Here is a 2,732-nt window from a genome sequence, read left to right as displayed (position 1 = left end):
ACCTGTTTAGTAGCAACAGGAAGTATCAATGTTACCAGTCCAGTAGCGACTTCAACATATACTTTAACAGGAATAACACCTGTAATAGCTGCTCAAACTGGAACTAGTTTTATAACCTTAGCTCCAGGAACTTATGAGTTAACAGAAACAAATGCCAGTGGTTGTGTTTCTGCTGCGACTACTATTGTTATTGATCCTGCATTAACAACACCAGCTGTTCCAGTTGCAACACATGTAGATCCAACCTGTTTAGTAGCAACCGGAAGTATCAATGTTACGACTCCTGTAGCGACTTCAACATATACATTAACAGGAATAACTCCTGTAGTAGCTGCACAAACTGGAACTAGTTTTACAACTTTAGCACCAGGAACTTATGAATTAACAGAAACAAATGCAGACGGATGTATTTCTGTGGCGACTACGATTATTATTGATCCTGCATTAACAACACCTGCTGCTCCAGCTGCAACACATACTGATCCAACCTGTTTAGTAGCAACCGGAAGTATTAATGTTACGACTCCTGTAGCGACTTCAATATATACATTAACAGGAATAACTCCTGTAGTAGCTGCACAAACTGGAACTAGTTTTACAGCTTTAGCACCAGGAACTTATGAATTAACAGAAACAAATGCAGACGGATGTATTTCTGTGGCGACTACGATTATTATTGATCCTGCATTAACAACACCTGCTGCTCCAGCTGCAACACATACAGATCCGACCTGTTTAGTAGCAACCGGAAGTATTAATGTCACTAGTCCAATAGCGACTTCAACATATACATTAACAGGAATAACTCCTGTAGTAGCTGCACAAACTGGAACTAGTTTTACAGCTTTAGCACCAGGAACTTATGAATTAACAGAAACAAATGCAGACGGATGTATTTCTGTGGCGACTACGATTATTATTGATCCTGCATTAACAACACCTGCTGCTCCAGCTGCAACACATACAGATCCGACCTGTTTAGTAGCAACCGGAAGTATTAATGTCACTAGTCCAATAGTAACTTCAACATATACCTTAACAGGAATAACTCCTGTAGTAGCCGCGCAAACTGGAACTAGCTTTACAACATTAGCATCAGGAACTTATGAGTTGACAGAAACCAATGTAGACGGTTGTATTTCTGTGGCGACTACTATTGTTATAGATCCTGCATTAACAACACCAGCTGCGCCAACTGCAACACATACAGATCCAACCTGTTTAGTAGCAACAGGAAGTATCAATGTTACGACTCCTGTAGCAACTTCAACATATACTTTAACAGGGATAACTCCAGTGGTAGCTGCTCAAACAGGAACTAGTTTTACAACCTTAGCACCAGGAACTTATGAGTTGACAGAAACAAATGCAGACGGATGTATTTCTGTGGCGACTACGATTATTATTGATCCTGCATTAACAACACCTGCTGCGCCAGTTGCAACACATACAGATCCGACCTGTTTAGTAGCAACAGGAAGTATCAATGTTACGACTCCTGTAGTAACTTCAACATATACCTTAACAGGAATAACTCCTGTAGTTGCTGCACAAACTGGAACTATTTTTACAACCTTAGCACCAGGAACTTATGAGTTAACTGAAACAAATGCAGACGGATGTATTTCTGTGGCGACTACGATTATTATTGATCCTGCATTAACAACACCTGCTGCGCCAGTTGCAACACATACAGATCCGACCTGTTTAGTAGCAACAGGAAGTATCAATGTTACGACTCCTGTAGTAACTTCAACATATACCTTAACAGGAATAACTCCTGTAGTTGCTGCACAAACTGGAACTATTTTTACAACCTTAGCACCAGGAACTTATGAGTTAACTGAAACAAATGTGGATGGTTGTATTTCTGTGGCGACTACTATTGTTATTGATCCTGCATTAACAACACCTGCTGCACCAGTTGCAACACATACTGATCCAACCTGTTTAGTAGCAACCGGAAGTATCAATGTTACGACTCCTGTAGTAACTTCAACATATACCTTAACAGGAATAACTCCTGTAGTAGCTGCTCAAACTGGAACTAGCTTTATAACATTAGCACCAGGAACTTATGAGTTGACAGAAACAAATGCGGACGGTTGTATATCTGGGGCGACTACGATTATTATAGATCCTGCATTAACAACACCTGCTGCGCCAGTAGCAACACATACTGATCCGACCTGTTTAGTAGCAACAGGAAGTATTAGTGTCACCAGTCCAGTAGCAACTTCAATATATACCTTAACAGGAATAACTCCTGTAGTAGCTGCACAAACCGGAACTAGTTTTACAACATTAACACCAGGAACTTATGAATTGACAGAAACAAATGCAGATGGTTGTATTTCTGCTGCGACTACGATTGTTATTGATCCTGCATTAACAACACCAGCTGCGCCAGCTGCAACACATGTAGATCCAACCTGTTTAGTAGCAACAGGAAGTATTAATGTCACTAGTCCAGTAGCAACTTCAACATATACCTTAACAGGAATAACTCCTGTAGTAGCTGCTCAAACAGGAACTAGTTTTACAGCTTTAGCATCAGGAACTTATGAGTTAACAGAAACAAATTCGGATGGATGCGTATCTACGGCAACTACGATTATTATTGATCCTGTATTAACAACACCTGCTGCGCCAGTAGCAACACATACTGATCCAACGTGTACAGTAGCAACTGGAAGTATTAATGTCACTAGTCCAGTAGCAACTTCAACATA

General features: G+C 40.4%; 1 protein-coding gene. It reads left to right on the top strand.

What is annotated here, in order from left to right; translation table 11 throughout:
- Window positions 1-2,732: hypothetical protein (locus tag Q1A15_RS20885; protein WP_299628380.1), on the top strand; the 2,732-nt coding region annotated here is incomplete at both ends.

Origin of the sequence: uncultured Tenacibaculum sp., from assembly GCF_947495995.1 — a bacterium.
In the GTDB taxonomy this organism is placed as follows: domain Bacteria; phylum Bacteroidota; class Bacteroidia; order Flavobacteriales; family Flavobacteriaceae; genus Polaribacter.
Note: the sequence above shows the minus strand (reverse complement) of the source record. Positions and strands in the feature narration are given on the sequence as shown.